Genomic DNA, 22130 nt, shown 5'->3' with positions numbered 1-22130 from the left:
CATTTTATCATACTTATATGGTCTTTTTCTATTGGAAGAAAAAAAGCTATTGACGATACTTCTCTGTTAATGTTACGCTACTACTAATTTAATACGGACGATGTTACCTCATATATACTTGATAATATGGATCGAGAGTTTCTACCCGGCAACCTTAAATTGCTGGACTATGGGGAAAACTAATGAATATTAGCCTATGCGTAAAAAAGGACTCATATTGATTAGCTTTCTCTCATAGATGAAAGTGAATCCATATGGGTCTTTTTTTATTTTTATTTTTCTAAAAGGTCAGACATCTTACGTATGACATAAAACCTCGTTCTTTTATTTTTAGTAATATAACGAACGTTTTATGTACAAACTTTATACGAACTTCTGAAAGGGGCAACTACATGCAATATGTAATGAGCATTATCGGTATTCTTGCCGTGTTAGGTTTATGTTTTGCTTTGTCAAACAACAAAAGTAAAATCAACTTCCGTGCAATTGCAATTATGATTGGTTTCCAAATTTTAATCGGTTGGTTTATGTTTGCTACAAAGATTGGTCAACAAATCATTATTTTCATTAGTAAAGTTTTCAACAAACTAATTAAACTTGGTACGACAGGTGTCGATTTTCTCTTTAATGGAATTCACAGAGATTTTGTCTTTTTCTTAAACGTATTATTAATTATCGTATTTTTCTCAGCACTACTTTCAATCTTTAGTTATTTAGGTGTTTTACCATTCATCGTTCGTGTTGTCGGCGGTGCAATTTCAAAAATTACTGGTTTGCCACGCGTTGAGTCATTCCACGCAGTAAACTCTGTATTCTTCGGTTCAAGTGAAGCGTTAATCGTCATTAAAAACGATTTACAGCATTTCAATAAAAATCGTATGTTTATCATTTGTTGTTCTGCGATGAGCTCCGTTTCTGCTTCTGTTACAGCATCATACGTAATGATGTTAGATGCAAAATACGTACTAGCAGCTCTTCCGCTAAACTTATTCTCAAGCTTAATCGTTTGTTCGTTATTAACACCAGTTGATACGAAAAAAGAGGATGAAGTGATTCAAAAATTTGATAGAACTCTATTCGGAGACAGCTTTATCGGCGCAATGATTAACGGTGCGCTTGATGGTTTAAAAGTAGCTGGTATCGTTGCCGCATTAATGATCGCCTTTATCGGTGTGATGGAAGTTGTAAACTACGTAATTAGTGCAGCTTCAGGCGCAATGGGACATGCTGTTACTTTACAACAAATCTTCGGTTACGTACTTTCTCCATTCGCATTCTTAATGGGTATTCCAACTCAAGATATTATCCCAGCTGGTGGTATTATGGGTACGAAGATTGTTTTAAACGAGTTTGTAGCAATCCTTGATTTAAAAGACACAGCTACAACATTAGCTCCACGTACAGTTGGAATCGTTACAGTATTCTTAATTAGCTTCGCAAGTATTAGCCAAATTGGTGCAATCGTTGGTACAATCCGTGCCCTTTCTGAAAAACAAGGAAGCGTTGTTTCTAAATTTGGTTGGAAAATGCTGTTTGCATCAACACTTGCTTCTATTTTATCTGCGACAATCGCTGGATTGTTTATTTAATAAAAAATCACCTTTGCTTAGACAGCAAGGTGATTTTTTTATTATCATCATTTAAGAAACTGAAGAAAACTCTAATGCCTCTTCCTTATTAATAATTTCCCCCTTATAATTACCTTTCACCGAAATATCAATAATTGATTTATTTTCTGCTTCCATTTTCCCTAAAGAAAATATATATATTAAATCATCTTTTTTTAACATCCATTGTTTTCCGTGCCAAGGACCAGTTAACTTCTGTTCTGGTGACGCCAGTATTTCTCCAAAATATTCACATTCCCCTAGAGATGTTTTTACTGTATTCTTCTTCGTATCAATAACTACATATTTAAGGAGCTTTATACTTTCACTTGAAAAAATCTCTACTTCATGATCATTTTTTTTCTTAAATTTCAGCTTTCCATCTTTTGTATTAACCAATTTACTTTGATCAATTGCATTTAGTACAAACTCATACTCTTCTTTTGTAACACCGAAATTAGGATGATATGGAAAACTTTTTTTCTCTGCATGTTCTTCTACATATTTTAAATACCATTCCATATTACTCGCTAGATGCTCTCTCATTCTTTGACCAATACTCCCTACCTTTTTAAGAGTATCTGGTTCCATCTCTAGTGTCATAATATCCGCCGTCACTTCCGCATTCATAAGATGCGATGGAATATACTCTTCCACACTATTTGCTTTACTCACTTCACTTTGACAACCAGCTATAAATAGCGATATGAAAAAGATATATATTATTTTTTTATATTTCATTTCTATTCTCCACTCCATACATTATCCTTACTTAGTTTTATAGCGGTTTTTATTATAGTATAAAATCTTTATATTTTAATAGAATCCATACCCGTATGCAAAATTGCATATTAATAAGTCTTCTTCTTACTTTAAAATTAGCTTAAATCACTTTCCAAATTATACAAATAACAAGTTTAAAATGTTATAATTTTCAAAAAACCATTGGAGGATATTATGAAAGCCCACGCAATTTTCGATTTCTTACATTTACTAGTCTTAACCCTAAAAAGCTATTATGTATGGGGAATGCCTATCTATGTCTTTATTATTCCTCTTATCTTTGTAGTCGGTTATATTATTATTAATTCTAATAAGAAACAAAAAAATACATCTATTCAAAGTCACTAATCTATTACCTTAATAGCCTCCTAAAAATCATATTCCCCTCATTTTCTTCAAATGATATGATGAACAAGGGTATATCCCCACCACTCTTATAGCGGTGGGGATTTTAATGTCAATATGCAACATACTACACAATAGAAGGTGATTTTTATGAGAAAATACGCAGCAATTGCTTTATGTACGTCTGCCATTCTAGCAGGCTGTAATACTAACAATGTAAGTCCAGAACCTAAAAAAGAGAAAACGGCTCAAGGGATTAAGAAACAAGAAGAGACTGTGCAAAAACAAGGTAAAATCTCATATAATGCAATTACACACGAATCTACAAACACAAGTATTCATATTACAGACATAAAAGATTCTTTAAATGAAGTACAATATAAAATTTGGCGCACAGCTGATGGAAAGGAAAGTGCTAAATCTTTTTCTTCTAAAGAAAAAGAGAAACAATTTACACTTCCTTTTGATATAAAAGAATTTGAAGGAAAACGCGGTGAATTCCAAATTGAAGCAACAGGAATGAAAGAAGATGGGAAAACAATCCCGCTTACGAAATCTACTATTACTTTCGAACAAAAGGTTCCTGTTCTTATGTATCACGCAATTGATGATTATCATGGTCAAGGTATTAAAGACTTATTCGTATCACCAGCTAACTTTGAAGCACAAATGAAACATTTAAAGGACAATGGTTATACACTGTTAACGTTTGAACGCTGGAGTGATATAAATAAAGTAAATAAGCCGATTTTCGTTACATTTGATGACGGTATGAAAAATAATATGAATGCATTTCGCGTTTTACAAAAGCTAAAAGATGATACTTTCAAACCGGTAGCAACAGAATATATGATTGTTGATAACGTTGATGTAGAAGGAGCATTGTCTACTTCTGAAATAAAAGAAATGGTTGATTCCGGCATTTTCTCGGTGCAGTCTCATACTGCAACACATGCAGACTTGCCGAAAATTACAAACTATGAGGAAGAGTTAAAAGGTTCAAAAGAAAAGCTAGAAAAAATAACAGGTAAGCCTGTTATCGCGATTGCATATCCATTCGGCCATGTAGATGATAAGGTTGTTGCAGAAACGAAGAAGTATTACCAATTTGCGACGACGACAAAGCCTGGGCAATTCATTACGAAGGGTGAACCTGATGAATTGTTAAAGATGAAGCGCGTTCGTATACACCATACAACGACTGTAGAGCAGTTTGCTTCTTCAATTAAGTAAATGTAAGAGCTCAATACATTTTGAGCTCTCTTTTTGCGCTATATTTATATATATTTTTAGAATTTTCTTGTATTATATATAGTAAGAAATTTTTCAAATTAAAGGAGATTATACATATGTCATTTGAACAAACGTTAGAGAAATATGCTGCTCTTGCAGTTAATGTTGGTGTTAATATTCAACCTGGACAAACTTTATCAATTAGCGCACCTCTTGAAGCTGTACAATTTGTACGCCTCGTTACAGAGAAAGCATATAAATCTGGTGCAAAACACGTATATGTGGATTGGAATGACGAGACGTTAACACGCTTAAAGTTCGATCTAGCTCCTGAAGAAGCTTTCTCTGAATTTCCTTCTTGGAAAGCACATGCTCGTGAAGAATTAGCAAAAGAAGGCGCTGCATTTATGTCTATCTATGCAGAAAACCCTGATTTATTAAAAGGTGTAGAACCAACCCGTATCGCAACAGCTCATAAGGTAGCTGGAGAAGCGATGAAAGTATACCGTGATTACGTACAAGCTGATAAAGTAAGCTGGTGTGTCATTTCTGTTCCTACGAAAGAATGGGCTGCGAAAGTATTCCCTGACATAGCGCCAGAAGAACAAGAAGCAAAGCTATGGGATGCTATTTTCAAAGCTACTCGCGCTGATTTAGAAAAACCTGTAGAAGCATGGAAAGAACATGATGAAACATTACATACAAAAGTGGATTACTTAAACGAAAAGCATTATAAAGCTCTTCACTATACAGGTCCTGGAACAGATTTAACAATCGAACTTCCAGAAAAACATGTATGGGCTGGTGCTGGTAGCTTAAATGAAAAGAATGTACCATTTATGGCGAATATTCCAACTGAAGAAGTATTTACAATGCCACTTAAAACAGGTGTAAACGGCCAAGTGTCTAGCACAAAGCCGCTAGCATTTGCAGGTAACATTATTGATAACTTCACGTTAACATTTGAAAACGGACGTATCGTAGACTATAAAGCTGAAACTGGTGAAGAAGCTTTAAAACATTTAGTAGAAACAGATGAAGGTTCTCACTTCTTAGGAGAAGTAGCTTTAGTACCTCACGACTCACCAATTTCAAACACAAATATTTTATTCTACAATACGCTATTTGACGAAAATGCGTCTTGCCACCTTGCAATCGGAAATGCTTATGCATTTAACTTAGATGGCGGAAAAACAATGTCTAAAGAAGAACTTGCTGAAAACGGCGCAAACGCTAGTATTACACACGAAGATTTCATGATTGGATCAGCTGAGCTTGATATCGACGGTATTACAGCTGATGGCAGACATGAGCCTATCTTCCGTAAAGGTAACTGGGCGTTTTAATAAAGTGAAACTTTAATCAGCCCTCACCAATTGGGCTTTTACGGGCAGCCCGATCCCCCACCTAACTTCTTTGCTTTCGCTGAATTTTGAAGTAGGGGTCTTACTGCCCGGAAAATAGCGGGATAAAAGTAAAAGGCTATCTTCCACACAGGAAGATAGCCTTTTATGATGCCGATGAAACCTTAAGACCAATGACACCCAAAACAATAAAAAGAATACAAAATGCTTGGAATAAGCTAATGTGCTCTTTAAAAAAATACACACTAATGATTGTAATAAGTAATGTTCCAACGCCAGACCAAATAGCATAAGCAATACTTAAATGAATCTTCTTCACAACGATGGCGAACACGCTGAAACAAATTCCATAAAATACGAAAATCAATACACTTGGAACGAGCTTTGTTAAACCATTTGATAGTTTCATCGCAATTGTTCCAGCCACTTCAAAAATAATTGTAACAAGTAATAATAGCCAATATACCATACTAGAATCTCCTTCTCTGTTACCTTATAGAGATTCTAGTATACTACTTATAGTCCTAATGAAATATATTTAATTTCTAAATATTCCTCGATGCCGAAATGGCCTCCTTCACGGCCGATACCACTTTCTTTAAAGCCACCGAATGGTGCTTGTGCAACTGATGGAAGACCGTCATTTAGACCAATAATACCGTACTCTAGCGCTTCACTAATTTGGAATGCTTGGCTAATGTCTTTCGTGAAAATATACGCAGCTAAACCGTATGGTGTATTATTTGCACGTTCGATTACTTCATCAACTTTTTTAAATTTCGCAACTGGTGCCACTGGCCCAAATGTTTCTTCGTTCATACAAAGCATCGTATCATTTGCCAACCCAATTACAGTCGGTTGAATGAAATGTCCCTCTAACTCTGCGACCTTTTGACCACCATATAAAACTTTTCCACCTTTTTGAATAGCATCTTCAATATGTTCTTGTACTTTTGAAACTGCATTCTCATCAATAAGTGGTCCGACAGTCGTTCCGTCACCGAAACCGTCTCCTACTTTCAACTGCCCTACTGCCTTTTGGAACTTCTCTACAAATACTTCGTATACTTCTTCTTGAACGAATACTCGGTTTGTACATATACACGTTTGTCCTGCGTTACGGAATTTCGAACCAATCACCGCTTCTACTGCTTTATCTAAATCTGCATCATTCATTACGATAAACGGAGCGTGACCACCTAACTCAAGTGAAACTTTTTTCATCGTTTGCGCCGCACTAGCCATTAACTCTTTTCCGATTTCCGTTGACCCTGTAAAGGACACTTTTCGCACACGACCATCTTCCATCCACGTATCAGCAATTGCTTTTGCACTACCTGTTACGATATTAATTACACCCTTTGGAATATCCGCTTCATGTGCTAATTCAGCTAATTTTAATGCAGTTAGTGGTGTTTGACTTGCAGGTTTTACAACTGCTGTACAGCCTGCTGCAAGCGCTGGAGCAACCTTTCTCGTAATCATCGCTGCTGGGAAGTTCCAAGGTGTAATAGCTGCCATAACGCCAACTGGTTGCTTCATAACTAAAATGCGCTTATTCGGATGAGAAGCAGGAATCATTTCACCATATACACGTTTCCCCTCTTCTGCATACCATTCAACAAAGCTATTTGCATAATTTACTTCACCAAGCGCTTCTGCAAACGGCTTTCCTTGTTCCTTCGTCATAATCGCTGCGATTTCTTCCTTATTTTCATCAATAAGTGTGAACCACTTTTTTAATTTCGCTGCACGATCCGCTGCTGTTAACTTAGACCACGTTTTAAAAGCTTCATGTGCAGCATCAACAGCTTGCTTTGCCTCTGTTACTCCGCCTTTTGGTACAGTTGCAAATATTTCCTTCGTCGCAGGATTATTTACTTCAATTTGTTCTTGTAGTGTAATCCACTCACCATTTATATACATCGCCTTTTTATCTATACTTACGAAAGTCGCCTTTTTATCCAATGTTTTCTTCCTCCTCTATGAACTTCTTAATTTTCCTAGTAGCAGCAGATTGACTAATTTGCAAAAACTCAGCCACTTTATAACTTGATCCATACGTTTTATACGCTTTAAGAATAATATTTCTCTCTACCTCTTCCAGCATTTTATAAAGGCTTTGCCCCGATTGTTCAACTGCAGCCTCTTGCATAGAGAGTGGCAAATCCTCTACCGTTACAACATCATCGACAGTAATAACAATTCTCTCAATTACATTCTCTATTTCTCTATTGTTTCCTTCCCACGGATATCCAACAAACATTTGTAACGTACTCGGCGCTAGTTTCACATCACGTCCGTACTTTTTATTAAAGTGCTGCAAGTAATGATAAATAAGCGGCAAAATATCTTCTGTTCTCTCCCTAAGCGGGGGAATTGCAATTGGAATGACATTCAGACGATAGTATAAATCTTTCCGAAATGTTCCTTGTTTCACCATCTCGCTTAAATCTCTATTTGTTGCCGCCACAATTCGAACATCCACTTTTTTTAATTCTCTTCCGCCTATAGGACGAAATGTTTTTTCTTGCAATACTTGCAAAAGCTTCGCTTGAATTTCAATCGGCATTTCACCGATTTCATCTAAAAAAAGAGTTCCTTTATGCGCGGATTCTAATAGTCCCTTTTTCCCTTCACGATTCGCACCTGTAAAAGATCCACCTGAATATCCAAAAAGCTCCGATTCAATTAAATTAGTTGGCAATGCCGCACAATTAATTTCATAGAAACTTTCATTCTTACGGTGACTCACTTCATGTAAATGGCGTACTAATCGACTTTTTCCTACTCCAGTCTCGCCTAAAACGAGAACAGTACTATCCACTACAGATACTTTTTTGATTGTATCGACTATTTTTTGCATAGCTAGACTTTTAAAAATAAGTCCTTCATGCTCATATGTTTCTCTTAATTCTTTTTTATATGTTTTTAGCTGATTATCCATTTCCTCTACCTTTTGACGTAATTGATAGAGTTCAGTAAGGTCCCGAGAATAACTAATCACTCTTCTTAAATTTCCCTCATCATCAAAAACAGGCCTTGTACGAACGTGTAAATACTCTCCTGATTTTGTAGTTTGAACGAGTTCAATTGGCCTCTTTTTTTCAATCACTTCTAATGTCGCTGATGGATAAAAGATTCCATCCTTTTGTAGTTCTTTTACATGCTTACCAACTAACTCTTCTGCAGCTAGTTGATAGTGCCTTTCACATGTACTATTTACACGCACAACGATCCCTTGCTCATCTGTAACAAAAATTTCGTCAAACGCATATTCAAATACATCTTTTAAATCCATTAACACTCGTTCCTTTTCTGCAACCATCCTAGCCACCCCTAACTTCAAATCCATCGATCCACTTCACTACCTTTATTATAAAGTGAATTTTCTGCATTTAATATAGAGTCAGCTAGAATGTTTGCTATTTATACTTCAGTTTTTAAACGCGAGCGATGTTTGTTTGCTTATAACAAGCTTGCAACGATTCTTCAATTATTGTTAATCCTTCTTCAAGTTGCTCATCTGTAATAATTAAAGGCATTAACACACGGATAACATTTCCATACGTTCCTGCTGATAATAAAAGTAACCCACGCTTATTTGCTTCTGCACATAGATTAGCCGTTAACGTTTTGTCAGGTGCTTTCGTCTTACGATCTTGAACGACCTCAAATGCACACATTGCTCCTAACCCACGCACATCACCGATGCAATGATATTTATTTTTCATCTCTTCGAATCGATTCATTACGACTTTTCCTAATTCTATCGCTCTATCATTTAATTTCTCATTTTCTATTACATCGAGAACAGCTAAGGCAGCCGCACATCCTAATGGACTTCCTGCATACGTTCCACCGAGTTCACCTGGTGCAGACTCATTCATAATTTCTTTACGTCCAATGACACCACTTATCGGTACACCAGCCCCTAATGATTTAGACACTGTAATTAAATCTGGAACGACATCATAATGATCAATTGCAAAATATTTTCCTGTACGACTAAAGCCTGTTTGTATTTCATCCGCTACAAATAAGATGCCATTCTCTGAACAAATGCGGCGTACTTCTTGAACAAATTTCTTACTTGGGACGATAAATCCACCTTCCCCTTGAACAGGTTCCATTACAACAGCTGCAATTGTTTCTGGCGCTACTTCCGATATGAAGAAGTTCTTAAACTCTTCAATAATAAAATCATCATACTGCTCTTCCGTTAATCCCTCTGGGCGACGGTATTCGTATGGAAATGGCGCTTTATATACTTCTGGAGCAAAGGGACCAAACCCAAATTTATATGGCTTCACTTTACTTGTCATCGTCATTGTCATTAATGTACGCCCGTGGAAACCTTTAGAAAATGCGATAATACCGGGTCTCTTCGTATATTTACGAGCGATTTTCACCGCGTTCTCAACTGCTTCTGCACCACTATTTAAAAAGAGGACTTGCTTATCGAAACTTCCTGGTGCCAATGCCGCAAGTTTTTCCGCTAATTCAATATATGGCTCATACATCATGACGTTAAATCCAGTATGAATGTATTGATCGACTTGTTTATGGAGCGCTTCTTTAACCGTTGGATGACAATGCCCTACGTTAATTGTCCCGATTGCTCCTGCAAAATCAATGTACTGATTGCCATCAACATCTGTTACAAGAGCACCATTTGCAGATTGTACAAACGTTGGGATGCCGTTACTTACTCCTTTTGGTACTATATTTTGACGGCGTTCTAATAAAGATGCCGCTTTCGGTCCTGGAATTTGTTCATTTACTTTAGCAAATTTTTTTGTGTTCATTGCGTACCCCATCCTTTTCTTTACATTGTTTTCTCTTTTTATTGCAAAATGTATGCCAACTTTCTTTTCTAGCATTTATCCTATATTCTTTGTATCCAGGCATAAAAAATAAGTCTATAAAGACTCATTAAGAGTCTTTATAGACTTATTTTCCTTACACATTAGACTTTTCTTTCTCCCAGAAAAACTCACCCGATTGAGAAATAAACTCTTCAACAGAATCTAACACTAAATCAGCAAGTGGTTCTAATGTTGGACGGTCTCCCGTACCAGATAGCACCCCAATTGCATAGCAATCGCCATTTTTAGCTAAATGTAAATCAGTTGGCGTATCTCCAACAACCGCAACCTCACATGATTCTAAATTAAATTTCTCACAAAACACTTCTATAATCTTTTTATCTGGTTTTTGCACAGGGAATGTATCCGAGGCTATAATATAATCAAAAAAGTTCTCCAACTTATATTGTTTTAAAAATAATTCTGTTGGTGCAAAATCATCCGCCGTGACAACCCCTAATATAAATCCTTTATCTTTTAATGCCTGTAACACTTTCGGTAAATTCGCTGTCATTTTCATATGCGAACGATGCTCATACATAAGGGAAAATAACTTCTCACTTACCCAATGATGCATCTCTTCTTCTCTAGCAGACTCAATATAATTACAAAGCCCCTTCGCTACATCAAGGCTTGTTCCAGCAGCTATTGCACTCCTCGGATTAACAAATGCTCCCTCTACACCAATCTCTTCTAATAAGGTCTGCCGTATTGTATTTGGTAAATGATATAAACTTATACATTCAGCTACAAGTTCTTCAGCTACTTTTATCCATATTGAATGAAAATCCATTAATGTCCCATCTTTATCAAATAATATCGCCTTTATCTTCTCCATAGCATCCTACCTCTCATTTCTTATCTCTTCCAGTGTATCAATAAAGTATGGATGTAAAATAAAAGAATTGTAAAAATACCATAAAAATCAAACTAACTCCCAATTTACAATTCATTTTAACAAAGTAAAAAAGGATGCCTTTACAAGGCATCCTCTTGATGTTCAGGAACAAATAGTTCTAAACAATGATATATATTTTCGAATTCCATCGGTGCATCTCCACCATACTCACCATCTAAATTAATCATTAGTTTATCTGGTGAATGTACTTTAATTCGGTTCGCTTGTGTATATAACACTTTTGGATTGTTAATATGTTCACCACGTTGTGCTTGTGTTGCTGCTTTAATTAAATCAGCGATAGAACCTTTTTTCAGTACTAATAGGTCAAATAACCCATCGTTAATAGATGCATACGGTGCTACCTTTTCAAATCCACCTACTGAACGAGTATTCGTAATTAAAAACATTGTAATTTCTTCTTGTAGTAACTTTCCATCATACTCAATTTCAACATATGTCGGATGCAATGATGGTAACATCTCGATACCTTTTAGGTAATAAGCAAGTTGTCCTAATACTGTCTTTAACTTACTCGGTACTTCGTATGTTAATTCTGTAATACGACCGCCACCAGCGATGTTAATAAAATATGTATCGTTCGCTCTACCGAGGTCTAATGGCACTGTTTTTCCTTCGCAAATAATATCTGCTGCCTCTTCAATAGAACGAGGTACACCAATCGCACGTGCAAAGTCATTTGTCGTTCCAACTGGAATAATTCCAAATTTCGGGCGGAATTCATGTCCAACTAAACCGTTTACTACTTCATTTAATGTACCGTCGCCACCAGCGGCAATAACAACATCAAACTTACGATCCGCAGCTTGCCTCGCCGCCACAGTAGCGTCTCCAGGACCCGTTGTCGCATGACAAGATGTCTCATAGCCAGCTTGTTCTAATTTTTGTAATACTTCTGGTAAGCTCTTCTTAAATAGCTCACGCCCAGAAGTAGGATTATAAATAATTCTTGCTCGCTTCATCATTTATTAGCACAGGAAATTTCTTTATGCATCGAAAAAGAACATACCGAACTTCTATTCAGTATTCCCATGCCTACCTCCTCTCATCTTGCTATCCTTCTTTTATCCCGCTCAAACAGGCAGTAAGAACCCGATTCGTGTAGTCCATCAAAAGTAAATATTCATTTCAATGGTTTTGTTTTATTTGACCAAAAAATTTATCCCGCTATTTGCGGACAGTAAATGCCCGATTGGTGTGGGCTAATAATCAGTTGGGGATGAACCTCCCACTGATTAAAGTTTCACTTTATTTCTATCCATTCTTCCATAAAAATTTACATATAACGAATAATAACTATCTATTATTTCATGAGATGAAAAAAAACCTCTATGTTTAGATTTATCATTATTCCCACCTTTTTGCAACTATCATACCATAGTTGCTATACAAACATTTTTCCACTTTTGACAGTTAATCAAACGTTTGTTTAAACGATTTTGTCTCATTTAAACAAACGTTTGATTAACCTAGAAAAACACCCATGTACGGGTGTTTTTCTGCTTAATCTTTAAAAGTCACTACTATTATCGCTTATTAATCTCTTCAAGTAAGATTTTGTTAACAAGCGGTGGATTTGCTTGTCCTTTTGTAGCTTTCATAATTTGACCAACTAAGAACCCAATTGCACGGTCTTTACCGTTTTTAAAGTCTTCGATAGATTGCTCATTATTATCAAGAATTTCTGTTACAACTTTACGAAGTGTACCCTCGTCAGAAATTTGAACAAGACCTTTCGCTTTAACGATTTCTTCTGGGTCTCCACCTTTTTCGATTAATTCATTAAATACTTTCTTCGCGATTTTAGAAGAAATTGTACCTTTTTCAATTAATTGAACCATTTTAGATAAACCAGCAGGCGTTAATGCAACGTCTTTTAATTCTTTTTGTTGTTTGTTTAAGTATGCAAGTACTTCACCCATTAACCAGTTCGATGTTAATTTCGCATCAGCACCGTCTGCAACAGTTGCTTCAAAGAAATCAGACATTTCTTTCGTTAATGTTAATACGTGTGCATCATAAGCTGGTAAGCCAATTTCTGCAACGTAGCGAGCTTTACGCGCATCTGGAAGTTCTGGAATAGAAGCTCGAACTGCTTCTTTCCACTCATCGTCGATGTAAAGTTCAACTAAGTCTGGCTCAGGGAAGTAACGGTAATCGTCAGATCCTTCTTTCACACGCATTAAGATTGTTTTCTTCGTTGCTTCATCATAACGACGTGTTTCTTGTTGGATGATACCACCAGATAACAGTTCTTTTTCTTGGCGCACTTGCTCGTGCTCAAGACCTTTTTGTACGTAAGTGAATGAGTTTAAGTTTTTCAGTTCCGCTTTTGTACCAAACTTCTCTTGTCCAACTGGACGAAGAGAAATGTTCGCATCACAACGCAGAGAACCTTCTTCCATCTTACAATCAGATACACCAGTATATTGAATGATTGATTTTAACTTCTCTAAGTATGCATATGCTTCTTCTGGCGTACGCATATCTGGCTCAGATACGATCTCGATTAAAGGCATACCTTGACGGTTGTAGTCTACTAATGAACCATCAGCTGTATGCGTTGATTTACCAGCATCTTCTTCTAAATGAAGACGTGTAATACCGATACGTTTCTTTTTACCGTCTACTTCGATTTCAATCCAACCATTTTCACCAATTGGCTTATCAAATTGAGAAATTTGGTAAGCTTTCGGATTATCTGGATAAAAATAGTTTTTACGGTCGAACTTCGTTTCCGTTGCGATCTCACAGTTTAATGCCATTGCAGCTTTCATTGCAAAGTTAACTGCTTCTTTATTTAAAGTAGGAAGTACCCCTGGGTATCCTAAGTCAATTACACTTGTTTGTGTATTTGGCTCCGCTCCGAATTCTGTTGGACTCGCAGAGAAAATTTTCGAATTTGTTTTTAACTCAACGTGAACCTCTAAACCAATAATTGTTTCTAAATTCATCTATGCTCGCCTCCTTACAGACTTGCTTTTTTTGTATGATAGTCTGTTGCTTGCTCAAACGCATGTGCAACGCGGTAAATTGTCGCTTCATCGAAGTGTTTACCAATGATTTGTAGACCAAGTGGCATGTTGTTAGCACCGAATCCACATGGAACTGAAATCGCTGGAACACCCGCTAAGTTTACTGGGATTGTTAAAATGTCATTTGCATACATTGTCATTGGATCGTCAACTTTTTCTCCAACTTTAAATGCCGGAGTTGGTGTTGTTGGTCCAATAATAACATCATAGTTAGCAAATACATTTTCAAAGTCATTTTTAATTAATGTACGTACTTGTTGTGCTTTTTTGTAATATGCATCATAGTAACCAGAGCTAAGGGCAAATGTACCAAGCATAATACGACGTTTAACTTCATCACCGAAACCTTCACTACGTGTGTTTTTGTAAAGATCTAATAAGTTATTTACATTATCAGAACGAACACCGTAACGCACGCCATCAAAGCGTGAAAGGTTCGCAGATGCTTCAGAAGAAGATAGTAAGTAATACGTTGCTAGAGCGTATTTAGAGTGTGGAAGCGATACTTCCTCCCAAGTTGCGCCCATACCTTCTAATACTTTTAAAGCAGCTAGTACTGACTCACGAGCTTCTTCGCCAACACCTTCGCCTAAGTATTCTTTCGGTACAGCAATGCGTAAACCTTTAACATCGCCTGTTAAACCAGCTAAATAGTTTCCAACTTCAACGTTTGCAGAAGTTGCATCCATGCGGTCAATACCTGAAATAGCTTGTAATAAGTATGCATTGTCTTCTACTGTACGTGTAATCGGTCCGATTTGGTCAAGTGAAGATGCGAATGCTACTAATCCGTAACGAGATACGCGTCCATAAGTTGGTTTTAAACCTACAACACCGCAATATGCAGCTGGCTGACGGATAGAACCACCCGTATCAGAACCTAGAGAGAATAGTACTTCTCCTGCTGCTACAGCTGCTGCAGAACCACCACTAGATCCGCCCGGAACGTAATCTAAGTTCCATGGGTTTTTCGTAGCGTAGAATCCTGAGTTTTCATTTGAAGAACCCATTGCGAACTCGTCCATGTTTAATTTACCGATTGTAATTGTGTCAGCAGCTTTTAGCTTTTGCACAACTGTCGCATCATAAATTGGATCGAAGTTTGCTAACATTTTGCTCGCACAAGTTGTACGAAGACCGTTAGTTACAATGTTATCTTTTACACCAATTGGCATACCGAATAATAAACCATTATCTTCAGCGCCGATTTTTGCATCTAATTCTTTCGCTTTTGCGCGTGCATTTTCTTCATCTAATGTAAGAAAAGCTTTTACGTTATCTTCAACATCCGCAATACGTTTGTAAGATTCTTCTACTAAATCCGTAACGGAAATTTCTTTGTTGTTTAACTTCTTATGTAACTCTGATACTGAATGATCAAATAATGACATCGAAATTCCCCTCCTCTATTCTAATACTGCTGGAACACGGATTTGATTATCTTTGTGATCCGGTGCATTTTTTAATACTTCTTCGACTGGTAAACCTTTTTCTGGTACATCTTCACGCATAACATTTTTCATAGTTAATACATGAGTTGTTGGTTTTACATCTGTTGTATCTAATTCATTTAACTGTTCTGCAAATGTAACAATTGCATCTAGTTGTTTTTGAAATTTTTCTGCTTCTTGATCAGTAATTGCAAGACGTGCTAAATGTGCTACGTGCTTTACATTCTCAACGGAAATTCTTGACACGGCTAGGCCACCTCCATAATATATCGTTCAATCTACAATACTATTGATGATACCAAATTTTCAGTACTTCAAGCAAGTCAACACAGAGTACTTACGCCATTTTTACATAAAAAAAGAAAGGCAAATGCCTTTCTTTACAATTTACTCTTTATCTAACGGTTTATTTTTCGGAAATCTCTCGTTATCTTCTTCATTATCACGAATTGTTTTTTGTAATACAAAACAAGACATCGTTAAAAATAATGTTCCAATTAAATAGTATCCTTTTACACTAAGCGTTTCATCTAACGTATAAATCCCAATTAGCATACCTGAAAGCGCACAAACAAATGAAGTCCATGCTAAAAATGTGAACGCTTGCGTATTACGTCTTCTCATCGTTCTCCCCCTCGTTAGCTGTATACCCATTATAGATAAGTATATTTACCATGATGGATTTTTATGTAAATTCTAGTTTTATATTTATAAATCTATCATAAAAGAATACTATTTTAAAGAAAGTTTTCTGTCTAATCTGAAAAAACAATCTAAACAATTGGTTTTTCAGATTACCTTACTGTTCGCTATCTACTTTCATTCATAAAAAAAGACCAGGAAAACTCCTGATCCATTACTCTACTTAACAAACATTGGATTCTACGTTATACAAAATTGGAAGGTACAGAATTAGGGTTCGTTTGTTAAGTAGATTATATGTTGAACGAACTAACAGCGGAGGGGTTCCTTCTGTTAGTCCATTAAACCCAATCATTATTTTACGATTTTTTCAAGCTCCTCAAGTGAAAGGTCAACTGAAATTGAACCATCATTTGTTTCTTTCTTAATTGCATCTGTTACTTCTTTTGAATGATATAATTCAATTACTTTTTTCAGTGTTGGATCATCTTTATCTTTCGTACGAGCTGCGAAAATATTAATATAAGGCTTCGCATTTTCATTCTTTGGATCTTCTAAGAAAATAGGATCCTTCGCTGGATCTAATCCAGCTTGACCAGCAACACCGTTATTAATAACTGAAGCTGCTACATCTTTTAATACACGAGGTGTTTGCTGTGCGATAACCGGCGTGATTTTTAATTTCTTCGGATTTTCAGCAATGCCGCTTGGATCTCCAAATAAGCCAAAATCTTTTTTAAGCTTTAATAATCCAGCTGCATCAAGAAGTTTTAATGCACGTGCTTGGTTCGTTGGATCGTTTGGAATTGCAATTTCTGAACCATCTGGGATTTCATTTGCTTTCTTATATTTTTCAGAGTATAAACCCATTGGTGCAATTTGCGTTGTACCAACAGCTGTAATATCTAACTTATGCTCTTTTTTAAATTGCTCTAAGAAAGCAATATGCTGGAATGAGTTTAATTCAATATCTCCATCAGCTAACGCTTTATTTGGCGTTGTGTAATCAGAGAACTCAATCAGTTTAACTTTAATCCCTTCTTTTTCAGCTTTTTTCTTCAAAATTTCCCAAGCGTCTCCATCCGTTCCAGTTACACCGACGCGAACTACTTTTTCTTTCGCTCCTGCACCCGTGTCTCCACTTGAGCAGCCGCTTAATGCTGAGATTCCTACAATCGCTGATAATGCAAATGCTAAAATTTTCTTCATTTTCTTTTCCTCTCTTCCTTTTTATGATCTGCGTAACAAGACTTTCGCAAAGTAGTTTCCTAAATTTTGAGCTATCTGTACGAGAATAATAAGTAAAACAACCGTTACGAACATAACCGATGTATCAAAACGTTGATAACCATATGTCATTGCTAAATCACCAAGACCGCCACCACCGACAAGCCCAGCAACTGCAGAAAATTCAATTAAACCAACTGTCATAAATGTGACACCTAAGATTAATGGTGCTAACGCTTCTGGTACAAGGATTTCAAAAACGATTCTAATTGGCGAGGCGCCCATTGCTTGTGCTGCTTCAATTACTCCTTTCGGAACGGAAACAAGATTTGTTTCAACCATTCTAGCAATACCAATTGATGCGACTAACGTCATCGGGAAAATTGCCGCTGCTGTTCCAATCGTCGTTCCGATAACACTTCTTGTTAGTGGACTTAAAGCTACTAAAAAGATAATGAATGGTACCGGACGAATTGTATTAATGATAATGTTAAGAATAGAAAAGACCCATTTATTTTCTAAAAAGTTTCCTTTTCTCGTTACATATAAAAGTAAACCTAGAGGTATACCCAGAATTGTAGCAAATATAAGGGTTACAATTACCATTAAGAGGGTATCCCCCGTCGCATCTAGTATGCGCGGCCAAAATATACTCCAATCAACTCGCATGAGCTTCTACCTCCTTCAGCTGCACTTGCAGTCTTAGATGTTGTAATGCTTTTTGAATTTCCCTCTGCTCACCTTGCAATTCTATAAGAAGATTTCCAAATAGCACATTTTGAAGTTCAATAATATTTCCGTACAGTACATTTACATCGACGTTATAATTTTTTGCGATATATGATAGTACCGGCTGTCCTGTCTCCTCACCAGTAAATGTTAGACGATAAATTTGACCACCATTTTGAATTTTCGCTAGAACACTTTCTGGTAAATGATCATTAATAACAGAACGTACAAAGTTTTGAGTCGTCTTTGTTTTTGGTTGCGTGAAAACATCAAACAGTTTTCCTTCTTCAATAACTTTTCCCTTCTCCATTACAGCTACACGGTGACAAATTTCTTTCACAACATGCATTTCATGTGTAATAAGAAGAATTGTTAAATTGTATTCTCGATTTACCTTCTTTAATAAGTTTAGAATTTCTGTCGTTGTTTCTGGATCTAAGGCTGATGTTGCCTCGTCACATATAAGAATATCTGGCGATGTCGCAAGTGCTCTAGCAATACCAACACGCTGCTTTTGTCCACCTGATAGCTGTTCTGGATAATAGTTTGCTTTATCTTCTAGCCCTACAAACCTTAGCAGTTCATTTACTCTTTCTTTTATCTCATTCTTTGGTACTTTCGCTAACTTTAATGGATAAGCAATATTTCCAAATACTGTTCTTGAATTAAATAAATTAAAACTTTGAAAAATCATTCCAATTCTTTGTCTTAGTTTACGTAATTCTTTCGTCGATAATGATGTAATATCTTTATCATCTATTGAAATCGTTCCTGCCGTCGGTCTCTCTAACATATTTACTAGGCGTAATAACGTACTCTTTCCAGCGCCACTAAAACCAATAATGCCAAAAATTTCGCCTTTCTCAACTGATAATGTTACATCCTCCACCGCATGAACAGATTGCCCAGCTGATTCATACACTTTACTTACATTGTTAAAAGAAATCATTTTTCCCCCTCCTATATGCTGTAAAAACTTGAAGTAGAGCTTTCGAGGTAAAATAAAAAGTGCTCTCCTTCTTATCAACCATAAAGATTAAGAAGGAGAGCACTTATATGTACTCGTTCACATCTTCTCATCTTCCAAGCCTTTATATGGCTTGCTGGAGTTAGCACGGTATTAAAAAACCCGTTGCTGAGGTATCGTAGGGCCAGTCCCTCCACCTCTCTGGATAAGAATGTATCGATTTAATTGTCGTTTAATTAATTCTCATTATAGAACTCAGAATAATAAGAGTCAATACATTTTTTAGAAAAATATTAATTATTCCTTTATCGAAATTTTCAGATGAACATTCATAAGAAAATAGTAACTTTCAAGGTTATTTAAAATTCTTCTTCCTCATATTTTTAAACAGGAGAATCCTCTCTACGAATTGAATAAATTTATTTGAATATGAAACTCGGAGGAAGATAAATATATGAAAACAGCTCTTTTACTCGTCGATATTCAAAACGATTATTTTCCAAATGGAAAGATGGAATTGCGTAATCCAGTAGAAGCAAGCGAATATGCTAATCAGTTATTACAACACTTTAGAACAAACAGCGAACCTATTTTTCATATCCAACACGTAGCTATAAAAGATGACACTACTTTTTTCCTACCTAATACAGAAGGTGTACATATTCACGAAAGCGTACGTCCACTTAGAGAAGAAACAGTTATACTCAAACATTATCCAAATAGCTTCCGAGAAACTAATCTTCTAGAGCAATTAAAACGTTTAAATATTGAACATGTCGTTGTATGCGGGATGATGACTCATATGTGTATTGATGCAACAGTAAGGGCTGCATTCGATTTTGGCTTTCAATGTACCGTTATACATGATGCTTGTGCTACAAAAGACCTTTCTTTTAAGAACGCTACTATACCAGCTGTTTATATTCACAATACAATTTTAGCTAGTTTAAATGGCGTATATGCAAATGTAATAAGCACGCAAGAATTTTTAGCTACATAAAAAAACACTCCTTTCAGTGAGCAAAACTGAAAGGAGTGTTCCTTGTCGAACCATAGATTTTCTTTCAAATTGTATTATACAGGAAATTCTCAAAATGAATACTAAAAAATATGACTAATAAGTCAACTTTTCTCATCATTTTATTTCTGTTCACATGTTTATCCCGCTATTAATAGGTTTTAGCTCATTCCCTTCGAACGATGGTAATATACGGGATTTCAATTTTAAAAGGAGCTCTTCACATTCTGTGAAGAGCTCCTTTACTATTTCTTATAAAGTTTCAGAAGTAGTTTTTGCTTGCATGTGAAGTGCTAAGTAGTCAGGGCCACCAGCTTTAGAGTCTGTACCAGACATGTTAAAGCCACCGAATGGTTGGTAACCTACGATTGCACCAGTACATCCACGGTTGAAGTATAAGTTACCCACATGGAATTCTTCACGTGCTTTTTCAATATGGTCACGGTTATTAGTAACAACAGCACCTGTTAAACCGTATTCTGTATTGTTTGCAATTGCAAGTGCATGATCAAAGTCTTTCGCTTTACAGAATGCTACTACTGGTCCGAAGATTTCTTCTTTCATTAAGCGAGCATCTTCTGCAACGTCAGCAACGATTGTTGGTTGGATGAACCAGCCTTTAGAATCGTCTCCTTCGCCACCTGCTAAGATTCTACCTTCTTCTTTACCAATTGCAACATAGCTCATTACTTTATCGAATGCAGCTTGGTCATTAACAGGGCCCATGTTTGTACCTAATACAGCTGGGTTAGCAACTGTTAATTCTTTCGTTAATTCAACAGCACGATTTAATACGTGATCGTATACGTCTTCATGGATTACTGCACGAGAACATGCAGAACATTTTTGTCCTGAGAACCCGAATGCTGATGCAACGATAGACTTAGCTGCTAATTCAAGATCTGCTTCTTTATCAACAACGATTGTATCTTTACCGCCCATTTCAGCAATAACGCGTTTTAACCAAATTTGGCCTGGGTTTACTTTCGCTGCACGCTCATAGATACGGATACCTACATCACGAGATCCAGTGAAGCTTACGAAACGTGTACGAGGGTGATCTACTAAGTAGTCACCAACTTCAGAACCATTACCTGGAACGAAGTTTACTACACCAGCTGGTAAGCCAGCTTCTTCTAATACTTCCATAAATTTCGCTGCTACTACAGGAGTTGTACTAGCTGGTTTTAGTAATACTGTGTTACCAGAAACTAAAGCAGCTGTTGTCATACCTGCCATAATTGCGAATGGGAAGTTCCAAGGAGAAATGATAACACCTACTCCTAATGGAATGTAAGAGAAACGATTATATTCAATTGGACGGCTTTCTACTGGAATACCGTCTTTTAATTTTAACATTTGACGACCATAATATTCCATAAAGTCGATTGCTTCTGCTGTATCAGCATCTGCCTCATTCCATGGCTTACCTGCTTCTTTTACAAGAATAGCAGAGAATTCATGTTTTCTGCGACGAACGATTGCTGCAGCACGGAATAAAATGTCTGCACGCATTTCTGGCTTTGATTTTCTCCAAGTTTGGAATGTTTCATCCGCTACTTGCATTGCTTTTTCAGCTAACTCACGGCTTGCTTTTGAAACACGACCAACAAGTTCCTCTTTATTTGCAGGGTTTACAGAAACAATTTTGTCTTCTGTAGTGATTTTTTCTCCCCCAATAATTAATGGATAGTCTTGTCCAAGATAAGATTCTACTTTCTTTAAACCTTCTTCAAACGCTAATTTGTTAGCCTCCACTGAAAAATCTGTAAATGGCTCATGTTTGTATGCTACTACCATTTTTTTTAGCCTCCCCTTAGAAAAACGTTTACATTTTACAACATTATTCTACACGATAATTTAGATTTATTCAAATATTCCTAGACTTATATTTTAAAAATTAATAAATTTTTAAAATATAATAAAAAAAAGAGATTCATAC

At 36.3% G+C, this 22130-nt stretch carries 18 protein-coding genes, 1 pseudogene and 2 riboswitches; of the genes and pseudogenes, 4 read left to right on the top strand and 15 right to left on the bottom strand.

Annotated elements, in window-relative coordinates; all coding sequences use genetic code 11:
* The first annotated feature begins 88 nt into the window (after nt 1-88).
* Nucleotides 89-190, top strand: a riboswitch (purine riboswitch).
* A 202-nt stretch (nt 191-392) separates the two neighbouring features.
* Nucleotides 393-1589 carry a NupC/NupG family nucleoside CNT transporter gene (locus MHI26_RS01855; protein ID WP_001200491.1) on the top strand — a complete coding sequence of 399 codons (1197 nt, stop codon included), beginning with the start codon at nt 393-395 and terminating at the stop codon, nt 1587-1589.
* Between the two features lie 51 nt (nt 1590-1640).
* Here the strand turns inward: MHI26_RS01855 and MHI26_RS01850 are convergent, their stop codons facing one another.
* A complete protein-coding gene (locus tag MHI26_RS01850) occupies nt 1641-2348 on the bottom strand; it encodes a hypothetical protein (RefSeq protein ID WP_061666178.1) in 708 nt (235 codons plus the stop codon).
* A gap of 537 nt (nt 2349-2885) precedes the next feature.
* Here MHI26_RS01850 and MHI26_RS01845 point away from each other — a divergent pair.
* Nucleotides 2886-3968 carry a polysaccharide deacetylase family protein gene (locus MHI26_RS01845; RefSeq protein WP_061666177.1) on the top strand — a complete coding sequence of 361 codons (1083 nt, stop codon included), beginning with the start codon at nt 2886-2888 and terminating at the stop codon, nt 3966-3968.
* A 116-nt stretch (nt 3969-4084) separates the two neighbouring features.
* The gene (locus MHI26_RS01840) at nt 4085-5314 is read left to right on the top strand and encodes an aminopeptidase (protein ID WP_000007374.1); all 1230 of its coding nucleotides are present in this window, start codon (nt 4085-4087) and stop codon (nt 5312-5314) included.
* 163 nt (nt 5315-5477) lie between these two features.
* Here the strand turns inward: MHI26_RS01840 and MHI26_RS01835 are convergent, their stop codons facing one another.
* The 13 genes from MHI26_RS01835 to MHI26_RS01775 all read right to left on the bottom strand — a co-directional run bounded on the left by MHI26_RS01835 (nt 5478) and on the right by MHI26_RS01775 (nt 19152).
* Complete coding sequence (locus tag MHI26_RS01835; RefSeq protein ID WP_000263262.1) at nt 5478-5801, bottom strand: DMT family transporter; 324 nt, start codon at nt 5799-5801, stop codon at nt 5478-5480.
* Between the two features lie 47 nt (nt 5802-5848).
* Nucleotides 5849-7300, bottom strand: coding sequence for an NADP-dependent succinate-semialdehyde dehydrogenase (gene gabD, locus MHI26_RS01830; protein ID WP_000358122.1), 1452 nt, complete (start codon nt 7298-7300; stop codon nt 5849-5851).
* Nucleotides 7293-8660, bottom strand: coding sequence for a sigma-54 interaction domain-containing protein (locus tag MHI26_RS01825; protein WP_000225140.1), 1368 nt, complete (start codon nt 8658-8660; stop codon nt 7293-7295). Before MHI26_RS01825 ends, gabD begins: the two co-directional genes overlap by 8 nt.
* Before the next feature lie 115 nt (nt 8661-8775).
* Entirely contained in the window at nt 8776-10140 is a 1365-nt protein-coding gene (gene gabT / locus MHI26_RS01820) for a 4-aminobutyrate--2-oxoglutarate transaminase (RefSeq protein ID WP_042973203.1), read from the bottom strand.
* 154 nt (nt 10141-10294) lie between these two features.
* Nucleotides 10295-11038: an HAD family hydrolase gene (locus MHI26_RS01815; protein WP_061666176.1), complete on the bottom strand. Its 744-nt coding sequence runs from the start codon at nt 11036-11038 to the stop codon at nt 10295-10297.
* A gap of 140 nt (nt 11039-11178) precedes the next feature.
* Entirely contained in the window at nt 11179-12084 is a 906-nt protein-coding gene (locus tag MHI26_RS01810) for a diacylglycerol kinase (RefSeq protein ID WP_000977679.1), read from the bottom strand.
* A gap of 561 nt (nt 12085-12645) precedes the next feature.
* Complete coding sequence (gene gatB / locus MHI26_RS01805; RefSeq protein WP_001047683.1) at nt 12646-14073, bottom strand: Asp-tRNA(Asn)/Glu-tRNA(Gln) amidotransferase subunit GatB; 1428 nt, start codon at nt 14071-14073, stop codon at nt 12646-12648.
* 14 nt (nt 14074-14087) lie between these two features.
* The gene (gatA, locus tag MHI26_RS01800) at nt 14088-15545 is read right to left on the bottom strand and encodes an Asp-tRNA(Asn)/Glu-tRNA(Gln) amidotransferase subunit GatA (RefSeq protein ID WP_000051441.1); all 1458 of its coding nucleotides are present in this window, start codon (nt 15543-15545) and stop codon (nt 14088-14090) included.
* A gap of 15 nt (nt 15546-15560) precedes the next feature.
* Nucleotides 15561-15851: an Asp-tRNA(Asn)/Glu-tRNA(Gln) amidotransferase subunit GatC gene (gatC, locus tag MHI26_RS01795; protein ID WP_000086999.1), complete on the bottom strand. Its 291-nt coding sequence runs from the start codon at nt 15849-15851 to the stop codon at nt 15561-15563.
* A 141-nt stretch (nt 15852-15992) separates the two neighbouring features.
* Complete coding sequence (locus MHI26_RS01790; protein WP_001254393.1) at nt 15993-16229, bottom strand: YiaA/YiaB family inner membrane protein; 237 nt, start codon at nt 16227-16229, stop codon at nt 15993-15995.
* Between the two features lie 372 nt (nt 16230-16601).
* Nucleotides 16602-17456 (bottom strand): MetQ/NlpA family ABC transporter substrate-binding protein, encoded by an 855-nt coding sequence (locus tag MHI26_RS01785; protein ID WP_000721588.1) that lies wholly within the window; start codon nt 17454-17456, stop codon nt 16602-16604.
* A gap of 21 nt (nt 17457-17477) precedes the next feature.
* The gene (locus tag MHI26_RS01780; RefSeq protein WP_001261865.1) at nt 17478-18143 is read right to left on the bottom strand and encodes a methionine ABC transporter permease; all 666 of its coding nucleotides are present in this window, start codon (nt 18141-18143) and stop codon (nt 17478-17480) included.
* The gene (locus MHI26_RS01775; protein WP_000622971.1) at nt 18133-19152 is read right to left on the bottom strand and encodes a methionine ABC transporter ATP-binding protein; all 1020 of its coding nucleotides are present in this window, start codon (nt 19150-19152) and stop codon (nt 18133-18135) included. The genes MHI26_RS01780 and MHI26_RS01775 overlap by 11 nt, the downstream gene beginning before the upstream one ends.
* Before the next feature lie 124 nt (nt 19153-19276).
* Nucleotides 19277-19382, bottom strand: a riboswitch (SAM riboswitch).
* A 242-nt stretch (nt 19383-19624) separates the two neighbouring features.
* Between MHI26_RS01775 and MHI26_RS01770 the strand changes: the two are divergent.
* Nucleotides 19625-20190 (top strand): annotated as a pseudogene (locus MHI26_RS01770) (cysteine hydrolase family protein).
* A 250-nt stretch (nt 20191-20440) separates the two neighbouring features.
* On the opposite strand, the gene pruA reads toward MHI26_RS01770, so the two are convergent.
* Entirely contained in the window at nt 20441-21988 is a 1548-nt protein-coding gene (gene pruA, locus MHI26_RS01765) for an L-glutamate gamma-semialdehyde dehydrogenase (protein ID WP_000259556.1), read from the bottom strand.
* Nucleotides 21989-22130 lie beyond the last annotated feature (142 nt).

It is taken from the genome of Bacillus sp. FSL K6-1218 (genome assembly GCF_038006445.1).
Classification (GTDB): Bacteria; Bacillota; Bacilli; order Bacillales; family Bacillaceae_G; genus Bacillus_A; species Bacillus_A thuringiensis_S.
The sequence above is the reverse complement of the archived record's forward strand: the minus strand, read 5'-3'. Positions and strand labels throughout refer to the sequence as shown.

Coding starts and splice junctions, on each gene's coding strand:
- MHI26_RS01855 (WP_001200491.1), top strand. CDS start 393: ATGCAATATGTAATGAGCATTATCGGTATTCTTGCCGTGTTAGGTTTA.
- MHI26_RS01850 (WP_061666178.1), bottom strand. CDS start 2,348: ATGAAATATAAAAAAATAATATATATCTTTTTCATATCGCTATTTATA.
- MHI26_RS01845 (WP_061666177.1), top strand. CDS start 2,886: ATGAGAAAATACGCAGCAATTGCTTTATGTACGTCTGCCATTCTAGCA.
- MHI26_RS01840 (WP_000007374.1), top strand. CDS start 4,085: ATGTCATTTGAACAAACGTTAGAGAAATATGCTGCTCTTGCAGTTAAT.
- MHI26_RS01835 (WP_000263262.1), bottom strand. CDS start 5,801: ATGGTATATTGGCTATTATTACTTGTTACAATTATTTTTGAAGTGGCT.
- MHI26_RS01825 (WP_000225140.1), bottom strand. CDS start 8,660: ATGGTTGCAGAAAAGGAACGAGTGTTAATGGATTTAAAAGATGTATTT.
- gabT (WP_042973203.1), bottom strand. CDS start 10,140: ATGAACACAAAAAAATTTGCTAAAGTAAATGAACAAATTCCAGGACCG.
- MHI26_RS01815 (WP_061666176.1), bottom strand. CDS start 11,038: ATGGAGAAGATAAAGGCGATATTATTTGATAAAGATGGGACATTAATG.
- MHI26_RS01810 (WP_000977679.1), bottom strand. CDS start 12,084: ATGATGAAGCGAGCAAGAATTATTTATAATCCTACTTCTGGGCGTGAG.
- gatB (WP_001047683.1), bottom strand. CDS start 14,073: ATGAATTTAGAAACAATTATTGGTTTAGAGGTTCACGTTGAGTTAAAA.
- gatA (WP_000051441.1), bottom strand. CDS start 15,545: ATGTCATTATTTGATCATTCAGTATCAGAGTTACATAAGAAGTTAAAC.
- MHI26_RS01790 (WP_001254393.1), bottom strand. CDS start 16,229: ATGAGAAGACGTAATACGCAAGCGTTCACATTTTTAGCATGGACTTCA.
- MHI26_RS01785 (WP_000721588.1), bottom strand. CDS start 17,456: ATGAAGAAAATTTTAGCATTTGCATTATCAGCGATTGTAGGAATCTCA.
- MHI26_RS01780 (WP_001261865.1), bottom strand. CDS start 18,143: ATGCGAGTTGATTGGAGTATATTTTGGCCGCGCATACTAGATGCGACG.
- MHI26_RS01775 (WP_000622971.1), bottom strand. CDS start 19,152: ATGATTTCTTTTAACAATGTAAGTAAAGTGTATGAATCAGCTGGGCAA.
- pruA (WP_000259556.1), bottom strand. CDS start 21,988: ATGGTAGTAGCATACAAACATGAGCCATTTACAGATTTTTCAGTGGAG.